Annotated in this window: 6 protein-coding genes and 2 pseudogenes; 7 read left to right on the top strand and 1 reads right to left on the bottom strand. The window is 39.1% G+C overall.

Annotated elements, in window-relative coordinates; genetic code table 11:
• The first annotated feature begins 843 nt into the window (after positions 1 to 843).
• From DYY66_RS16775 to DYY66_RS16780, 3 genes and pseudogenes are all read left to right on the top strand, one after another.
• Positions 844 to 1,980, top strand: coding sequence for a glycosyltransferase (locus DYY66_RS16775; RefSeq protein ID WP_394352662.1), 1,137 nt, complete (start codon positions 844 to 846; stop codon positions 1,978 to 1,980).
• A 115-nt stretch (positions 1,981 to 2,095) separates the two neighbouring features.
• A pseudogene (locus DYY66_RS12355) lies at positions 2,096 to 3,091 on the top strand (hypothetical protein); the annotation flags it as partial.
• A gap of 22 nt (positions 3,092 to 3,113) precedes the next feature.
• Positions 3,114 to 3,273 (top strand): polysaccharide deacetylase family protein (locus DYY66_RS16780; RefSeq protein ID WP_394352663.1); only part of this gene is annotated, 160 nt, incomplete at its 3' end.
• Between the two features lie 786 nt (positions 3,274 to 4,059).
• On the opposite strand, the gene DYY66_RS12370 is transcribed toward DYY66_RS16780, so the two are convergent.
• Entirely contained in the window at positions 4,060 to 4,368 is a 309-nt protein-coding gene (locus DYY66_RS12370; RefSeq protein ID WP_166289948.1) for a hypothetical protein, read from the bottom strand.
• Positions 4,369 to 4,593: 225 nt separating this feature from the next.
• Here DYY66_RS12370 and DYY66_RS12375 point away from each other — a divergent pair.
• From DYY66_RS12375 to DYY66_RS12395, 4 genes and pseudogenes are all read left to right on the top strand, one after another.
• Positions 4,594 to 4,989: pseudogene (locus tag DYY66_RS12375) on the top strand (hypothetical protein); the annotation flags it as partial.
• An 836-nt stretch (positions 4,990 to 5,825) separates the two neighbouring features.
• Positions 5,826 to 6,236, top strand: coding sequence for a Mov34/MPN/PAD-1 family protein (locus tag DYY66_RS12385; protein WP_166289965.1), 411 nt, complete (start codon positions 5,826 to 5,828; stop codon positions 6,234 to 6,236).
• Positions 6,237 to 6,272: 36 nt separating this feature from the next.
• Positions 6,273 to 6,596, top strand: a complete 324-nt coding sequence (locus DYY66_RS12390) for a hypothetical protein (RefSeq protein WP_166289957.1) — start codon at positions 6,273 to 6,275, stop codon at positions 6,594 to 6,596.
• An 11-nt stretch (positions 6,597 to 6,607) separates the two neighbouring features.
• Positions 6,608 to 6,940 carry a hypothetical protein gene (locus DYY66_RS12395; RefSeq protein WP_166289959.1) on the top strand — a complete coding sequence of 111 codons (333 nt, stop codon included), beginning with the start codon at positions 6,608 to 6,610 and terminating at the stop codon, positions 6,938 to 6,940.
• Positions 6,941 to 7,999: the final 1,059 nt, after the last annotated feature.

A 7,999-nucleotide genomic window follows, 5' to 3' on the forward strand; every position in this document is an offset into this window, starting at 1 on the left:
TTTGATCCAGTCTTACTTGTGATAAGTGGTGCAATCTTTGCCCTGTTGATTTTGATGGCATTACTTGTATTTTCAGTCATCAGTATGATTGCAATAGGGCTTGGTGCAGCTATCGTGATATATCAGATTCTAAGTTTACACGGAAACCTATCCTCAAAATTCAAGTATGGAAGGCGTTNGCTACACAATCACGTCCCATACAAAATAAAGACCAATTAAGATGGTACCTGAATATCAGACGTGCCACAACAAAAAAGATTTGATCCCGTCTTACTTGTGATAAGTGGTACAATCTTTGCCCTGCTGATTTTGATGGCGTTACTTGTATTTTCTGTCATCAGTATGATTGCAATAGGACTGGGAGCTGTTATCGTAATATATCAGATGCTAAGTCTGCATGGAAACCTATCCTCAAAATTCAAGTATGGAAAGCGTTNTTACAGCCCCAAGAGATACTAAGAAAAGCAAAACAAGGACTAGCTTCAAGCGTATCAGAGTTTCACACATTCTATTACTTAATCAATATGATTCATTGATTATATCACTACACAATCAAGACCTCGTTCAAGATAAAGACCAATTAAGATGGCATCCGAATATCAGACGTGTCACAACAAAAAAGATTTGATCCCGTCTTACTTGTGATAAGTGGTGCAATCTTTGCCCTGTTGATTTTGATGGCATTACTTGTATTTTCAGTCATCAGTATGNGGAAAGCGTTTTCCCTCGTCATTTTTGATCTTTCTCTTAGGAACCCCTATCTTTCTTGGAGTAACTGTAGGCTATGACACGTATTTCACCCAAGATTCCATATCAAGGGCAATTTTGTTGTGGGGCCTGACCATGACGTTTTGGAGCACACTCTTGTTCATTCCACTTGCACTATACAGTAAACGTCGTGAGTTGTCAATTCCAGAATTGACATCATTTCCAAAAATTACAGTAATTGTTCCCGCATACAATGAAGAAAAAGTAATTGAAAGAACAATTCAAGCTCTCATAGATACCAAGTACCCAGACAAGGAGATCGTTGTAGTTGATGATGGTAGCAAGGACAAGACGTTTGAAATAATGAGCAAGTACAAAAAACAAGCAAAGATTTTACAAAAGACAAACGGTGGTAAGGCAAGCGCAATTAACTTTGGTTTGGCATATTCCACAGGAGAAATAATTGTAATTGTTGATGCAGATACCATAATAGGACATGATTCATTGATACATCTAGCCAAAGGATTCTCAGTTGACAAAAATGTTGCAGCAGTTGCAGGAAACATCAAGGTAAGAAACAGAAAGAACTGGCTCACATGGTGTCAGGCAATAGAATATGTCGGAGGAATTCAGATTGCAAGAAGAGCCCTTGACGTCTTTGGTGCAATATCTGTAGTACCAGGAGCACTGGGAGCTTTTAGAAGAAGCGTTTTAGAAGAGATTGGAAGCTACCACAAGGATACATTGGTGGAAGACTTTGATGTCACACTCAAGATTCTTAAAACAAAATTGGTCATAGCTGGAAGCACAAACTCTACTGCATATACAGAGGCACCAGAGTCACTAAAGAGCCTATACAAGCAAAGAAAGAGATGGTATGCAGGAAACCTCCAGGTCTTTGCAAGACATTCTGATGCGCTAACAAACCCACGATTTGGGATATTACAGCGATTTGTCTTTCCCTACATGGTATTTTCTAGTTGCATCATGCCTTTTGTGGGTTTCATAACACTAGGTGGTGCCATTTACTCGGCAGTCTCAGGCGGAGGATTATTTGTACTTGAGATGTTTGCGATATTTTTAGCACTACAGTGTCTGCAGGTATCACTTGCAGTAAGGCTTGACAATGAAGACCCAAGGCTTATCCCATACGGAATATTTCTAGTGACAGGATTCAAGCAGATCATGGATCTTTTTCTTATTGGTGCAGTCTTTGAACACTTGTTCAAAAAAGATATCACTTGGACCAGTGCTGACAGAATAGGAATCTAGTCCGGGACTTTCATACTTGTCAGCACTGATTCTTAATAACAAGCACTGTCTAGCATGTTTGAGGTAAGACATTTGACGAAATATTTGACACATATTGCAACATAAGAAATTCATTTTGATTCTACCAGCTCTACTGTTTTTAATTCCGTCATCATCATTTGCAGACGGAAGCGGCTCAATTGCAGTTACACTGACTTATACCAATGGAGACACTGCTGACTATTGGCCAGTCTCGTTGAAAATTTACCAAGATTCTAGTCAGACACCTTACAAAGAAATAGAATCAGTTACAGGAAATCCATTCAACATTGTATCGCTTCCCATTGGCCACCAATACAAGATTGTGGCATATGCAAACAGCATGTACTCTAGTGTGACATATGTGGATCTGCAACAGCCCCATCAGGATGTGACAATAAAGCTGCCAATTCCAGGGGGAATGCGAATTAATGCATTCTATAGCGATGGTCTGACACCAATTACAAATGCTACAGTCTATGTCAGAGATGCCCAAATAAACAAGACATGGGCCCACAGTTCCACAAATGCAAATGGAGACTCGTTACGTTTTTGGATAGAGCCAACTACATCTCCAGGTGATCATTATATTGTGGACATTCACATTGGAGACCATCTAGCATATTCTACTTCTCCAGTATATCTCAGGCCAGGAATATCTCAAGAAGTAAAGGTTACAACAAACTGGCCCCCCATAGTCAACTCACTTGTCACTGTAACATTATTCAGTTCTCAATCACATGCAGTGGTACCATCAGATGGAAAGTTTCTAGTCAGTCTTTTTGATTCAACAGGCAACAAGGTATCAGATTCTCCGGTCACACCAAGAGGTGATGCATATTTTTCAAACCTCAAAGTGGGCGATTATACATTCAAGGTGACAAAAACAGATGACAGTTCCGAGTGGGCAACTGCAAGCATGACAGAGGATGGAACAATTACAGCCATAAAGATACAACAAAATCAAAAAACAACACCAATAACCTCACCTGTTCCTCCCATCACACCACCCACAGTCCTGCCAACAAATAATCAGGTTCCACCAATACCAAACTGTAATTGTGTGGCATTCAGATTGGACAATGTCCAGGACNTTAAAATCAAAAGCAGATAACTTGGATATTGCAATAAACGGATGGAGTTTTGAAGACTATACAACACTTACAAAAGATCAGCAATCAAATTTGTTACAACAATCAAAGACCAAGATATCAAACATGCTTGGTGCCACACCAACTGTATTCATACCCCCCTATGGAAAAACAGATAATGGCANCTAAAGTCAAAAACAAGTAACTTGGATATTGCAATAGGAGGATGGAGTTTTGAAGATTATACAACACTTACAAAAGATCNAACGATGACACATTTTATGCAGCATCAAGTAACAACATCAAAATCATGAGTGGTAGTTCCATAGTCATTCCCACAGATCTTACAGAAAATATTCATAGTNGATAATGGCACACTTTATGCCGCATCAAGTAACAATATCAGAATCATAAGCGGTAGCCCTCTAGTCATTTCCCCAGATCTTGTTGAAAACATTTCTAGCTATCCCGCAAACATATTCTCAGGAGTGCTTGCACAAAACACAAACCAGAGCATGCTCAATGAAAAAATAATGTCAAGTATCAAGGATACCGTACATGCAAGTGGCTATGCCATAGTCACACTCAATTTCCAAGACTATGCCCAGAACAACGGAACAATCAAGACAAACGTACCAGACATGCAAAAGATACAAGACCTACAATCGTTAATTGACAACATAAGAAGCAGTGGATATCACATAACCACAATCAATGAACTACCAAATTCATTCAAACCTCAAGCTCAATGGGCAACAAGTGTCTACCAGTGGTCTCAAGATAAAATATCAAGTGTAGATCTTCTCAAGTCAATGGCACAGCAGGGCACCATGGATATAGGCTCCAACCTTACAACAATCCCAAGTTGGGTAAAACACGATGCCAAGCTACAGACAACAGGACAAATCTCAGATGACGAGTTTCTAAATGCAATACAATATCTTGTCAAGATACATGCAATAAGATAAGATCAGGGATTTTTTGGGCCAACCATTTCATTGTCTTTTACATCATGATCCCATTTTCCGCGTATTCCCTTGTACATCACAAACCCTCCCGCACCTAGCAAGCCAAGTGACAACACAAGATACAGTATGTAATCATAGCTCTTATCAGAGCACTTGACATGCACTTCAACTCCCGTAGAATAATCAAAACAGTCATCAAAGTTTTGTGCTTGTACGGCATATTGCGAATAGCCAGAGTTTGCAATCCCTCCAACCACAAAGCCTGCAAATATTATGACTGCGCCTATCATGACAAGCCGTATGTCACTCATGGTACCATGATGTGCTTTTGCATAATATTTAATGTTGTTACAATATCATAACAAGTGATCAAGGAAAATGGTTTTCGGCTTTGGCAAGAAAAAAACACAGGAACAGCCTACTGTACCAGTTCAGAGTGAAAAAACAATATCACTTGAAGACATACCTGGCATGCTCCATGACATAGAGACTCCACAGATTTCAGAGACGATAANAAAAAGATACGTGACCTTATTTTGCATCTTGAATCAGACGACCTAAAGCTAGACGATGTTGACAGAAATCTTGGAGTCATAGTAAAACGAGGCAAGGATGCAATAGTATCAACCATCAAAAAAGAGACCTCAACCAATCTGACAAGCGCTTCCAAGTATGACCAAGCAGTTGCGCTAAATCTTGAGATAAGCCAGATGTTAAAAAAAATAGGAGACGTGTTGGGATTAAATTCAAGAATAATCCACATCTTTGCAAAAAAATATGCAGACAACCTCAAAGACGAGATTGCAAAAGTAGCAAAGAGTCGAAACCAGTTACAATCATCAATTAATATCGTAGAAAACTTGCGTGCGAACAGCAAAAACATTATAGAACTAGGTCAAGAGATTTCAGAGTACAGAAATTCAATAGCACAANCAGTTACAATCATCAATTAATATTGTAGAAAACTTGCGCTCAAACAGTAGAAAAATTATAGAGACAGGTCAAGAGATTTCAGAGTATAGAAACACAATAGCACAAAAAAACGAAAGAATATCACAGATAGAGTCAGAGATTCACACATTGAAAGATACCAGTACATCCCTTGATAGACAGATTCATGATTTAAAATCAAGCAGTGGACATGCCAAGTTTTTGGAAATAAAACACAGAGTAGATTCCATGTCATCTGAAAAGTCAGATGTAAAACATATCATAGACTTGCAGTTCTCAAAGATCTCAAGACCACTTGGAAGATATAGCTACATCTCATCGTTTGAAAAACCAGTAAGAAAGATGATGGATGAGCTTGTTGCAAATCCATATGATGTCATATCGCCACAAAACAAGACAGGTATAATACAGATACTTGAAGCCGTGGAAAAATCCGTAGTCTCAGGTTCCATATCAGTCAAGGATACTGACAAGTCACTTGAGCAGATCCAGGAGACAATATCACGGCTTGATGAATTCATTTCACTCAAGGAAACATATTCTAGCAAAGTATCATCACTTGAAAAAGACCTGACAGTTTTTGACATAAAATCACTTGAATCAAAAGAGCACGAACTTGAAAAAACACGGTCAGACCTTGCAAATATTGAATCTACCAAAAAGAAACTGGAAGCAGACGTAAAAGATAGCAATCACTCCCTTTCAAAAAGTATATCAAGTCTAGAGTCAAGCCTTGCAAGACTTGCAAATACAAAAATCTTGCTAAGGTAATACCGTCACATCTTAATTAGTGATTAGAGGAAGATATCTAAGTTTGATCTTTTCAAAAAAAGAGAAACAAAAAAGGACTGTAACCATAAAAAAAGATGTCAGAGATGGAATCTTGTCATATTGCAAGATGAACCACCCAAATGAATGCATATTGATACTTAGGGGAAAATCAAGAAAGGGTAACGTGTTTGTAGAAGGTTTGGTAATCCCACCATTTTTCCATACAGGTCCCACATTTGCAGGATTTCCCCATTCTTTTCTGCCACTTGATACAAGCTATGTAGGAACAGTCCACTCGCATCCAACAGGTCTTGCCAAGCCCTCAGTCACTGATTTACACAATTTCTTTGGATTTGTATCAATAATCATACAATCACCGTATGAAGACGGTGACATTTTTGCCTATGACCGTGATGGTAACCTACTTGAGACCACAATAAGTCCTGAGCAATCCTGACAAAAATTTATAAGCTTTTTGATGTAACCATTAACGTTGATAAATTACAAAACTTATCTCATATTCCTTTTTGGCTCTTTGGCGTTTAGCATAGGTATTCAGTTACTTGCATCATATCTCAACTGGCCACCATTTTCAGGGGTAGCGATTGCACTTGCAGTGTTTATCATCTTCCCACTAGTTCTAAGAAACAGATCACTCAAGCGCATGGGAGGAATGGGCTCTGATTCAGGAGTTGGCGGAGGAGGTTTCTTTGGACAGAACCAGGGTGTCAAGTACATCTGTCTTGCATGCAACAACAGATACAAGGGCGGAATGTGCCCAAGATGCGGCTCAAAGATGAAACGAGCAGACTTTTAGACAATACCAAGATGACCCTTGAAGAACTCAGAAGTAAAGCGCTATTCCAGAATACGATAGACACATGGATAATGTTGTGCGAAGAAAAAAAAGCAGACTGGTACTTGCCTGAAGATTACAAAAAATTCATTTCTCATTTATTCCAGAGCGGATTGAAACTGCAAAAATTTCCGTTGTGCATAAAAGAGTCCGGCGGAATGTATCAGAGGGGAAGGGACAAGACCCAGTTTGCAGAGACGCTTGCCCAGTCAACTGATCCAAATGCTGCAGCGTATACAATCAGACTCTCGGATGACACCATTAAGATAATTCGCAAATTCAACTCTAGTGTTGTAGCAAGTTAGATAAACGTCAGGTAGAATAGCTAGGATGTTGTTGTTTTTGCCCATCCCCATTCAACAAGTTTTGTAACCGTATCAGGCTTGACACAAGCAGGGTTGCCATTTTCTGCCTTGATTACCAGTTGAAGACCTTGTTGACATTCCACATTGTTGGCCATAATTCCTGATTTGAATTGCACTAGCGGTGAAGTCATCACATGAGTCGAGCCTCCAGATGGGTTTGATATGGCAAACAAGAATGACTNTGATTTGAATTGCACTAGTGGCAAAGTCATCACATGAGTTGAGCCTCCAGATGGGTTTGATATGGCAAACAAGAATGACTNAGATTTGAATTGCGTTAGTGGTGAAGTCATTACATGAGTAGATCCTCCGGACGGATTTGAGATGGTAAACAAGAATGACTTTGAGAGGTTAGTTGAATTATCAAATNTTCCTGATTTGAATTGTACTAGTGGGGAAGGTATCACATGAGTCAAATCTCCAGATGGGTTTGATATGATAAACAAGAATGATTTTGAGATGTTAGTAGAGTTATCAAATGACAGATTAGAAGTCTTGTTGTATAAGACATACGAAAATGTTATCGTCGCATTTGCAGCTCCTGTAGATATTGCTCTGTAGGCAAGGTTTGAAAATAGACTAGAACCGGTGATATTTTTACCTGGTTGCAATATTATCTGGATTGGCATCCAGTTGCATACTTTTTTTAATTCAACCTTGGCATGGGCATCAAATGATACAGAAAATGGCCCTCCACAACTGTTTTTCACATTTATTGCACCCGTAGAATTGTTGACTAGAGTGGCGTTGATTACAAATGTGTCCCCAGCCCGGATTTGAGACGGCTGGACTAGAGTGCTAGTAATTATTACATTACCAGTATTGTCTGAAAATGCATGAGGTAAAATTGCTCCAGTTGCAATTATGCACATGATTCCCATCATAGAAAGTGTAAGAGTTTTCATCCCTTTATGTACTGAAATTACGTCTCTTAAAAAATTGGTGTAGCTTTCTTCTAGTTTTCAGATATTCAACGTTGTCGCAGTTTGGGATTTACTA

This window comes from Candidatus Nitrosotalea sp. FS (assembly GCF_011319475.1).
Taxonomy (GTDB): Archaea; Thermoproteota; Nitrososphaeria; order Nitrososphaerales; family Nitrosopumilaceae; genus Nitrosotalea.